General features: G+C 71.0%; 2 protein-coding genes. Both read left to right on the top strand.

What is annotated here, in order from left to right:
• Positions 1 to 1,001: CofH family radical SAM protein (locus SSBG_RS11065; RefSeq protein ID WP_078491268.1), on the top strand; the 1,001-nt coding region annotated here is incomplete at its 5' end.
• Positions 1,002 to 1,014: 13 nt separating this feature from the next.
• Positions 1,015 to 1,191: imidazolonepropionase-like domain-containing protein (locus SSBG_RS36105; RefSeq protein ID WP_420790337.1), on the top strand; the 177-nt coding region annotated here is incomplete at its 3' end.

The following is a 1,191-nucleotide window of genomic DNA, read 5'->3' as shown; positions in this document are numbered from 1 at the left end:
CGAACGTCTGCGTGACGGCCTGCAAGTTCTGCGCCTTCTACGCCGCCCCCAAGGACACGAAGAAGGGGTGGAGCCGCGACCTGGACGACATCCTGCGCCGCTGCGCGGAGACCGTCGAGCTCGGCGGCACGCAGATCATGTTCCAGGGCGGGCACCACCCGGACTACGGCGTCGAGTACTACGAGGAGCACTTCGCCGCGATCAAGAAGGCGTTCCCGCAGCTCGTCATCCACTCGCTGGGCGCCTCCGAGATCGACCACATGGCCCGCATCTCCGGCGTGAGCGCCGAGGAGGCGATCCGCCGCATCCACGCCGCCGGACTCGACTCCTTCGCCGGCGCGGGCGCCGAACTCCTGCCCGCGCGCCCCCGCAAGGCCATCGCGCCGCTCAAGGAGTCCGGCGAGCGCTGGCTGGAGATCATGGAGACCGCCCACAACCTGGGCGTCGAGTCCACCGTCACGATGCTCATGGGCACCGGCGAGACGAACGCCGAACGCATCGAGCACCTGCGCATGATCCGCGAGGTGCAGGACCGCACCGGCGGCTTCCGCGCCTTCATCCCGTACACGTACCAGCCCGAGAACAACCACCTCAAGGGCCGCACCCAGGCCACGATGTTCGAGTACCTGCGGATGATCGCGATCGCCCGCATCTACCTCGACAACGTCGCCCACATCCAGGGCTCCTGGCTCACGACGGGCAAGGAGATCGGGCAGCTCTCGCTGCACTACGGGGCCGACGACCTCGGCTCGGTGATGCTGGAGGAGAACGTCGTCTCCTCGGCGGGCGCCAAGCACCGCTCCAACCGCCAGGAACTCATCGACCTCATCCGCACGGCGGGCCGCGTCCCGGCGCAGCGCGGGACGACGTACGAGCACCTCGTCATCCACGACGACCCGGCGAACGACCCGGTGGACGACCGCGTGGCCTCGCACATCTCCTCGACGGCGATCGACGGCGGCACCGCGCACCCCGAGCTGAAGCTCATCCCGGCGAGCTGAACGGACCCCGCGCGTGCTGACGTTGCACACGGCACCGCTCCTGGACGCGGGCGACGGCACCCCCGTCCCGGACGGCGCCCTCGCCGTCTCGGGGGACCGGATCGCGGCCGTCGGCCCGCTCGCGGCCCTGCGCGCGGAGCACCCCGGAGCGCGGGTACGGCAGTGGCCGGGCCGTCTGGCCCCGGCCCGC

The organism is Streptomyces sp. SPB074 (assembly GCF_000154905.1).
Taxonomy (GTDB): Bacteria; Actinomycetota; Actinomycetes; order Streptomycetales; family Streptomycetaceae; genus Streptomyces.
Note: the sequence above shows the minus strand (reverse complement) of the source record. Positions and strands in the feature narration are given on the sequence as shown.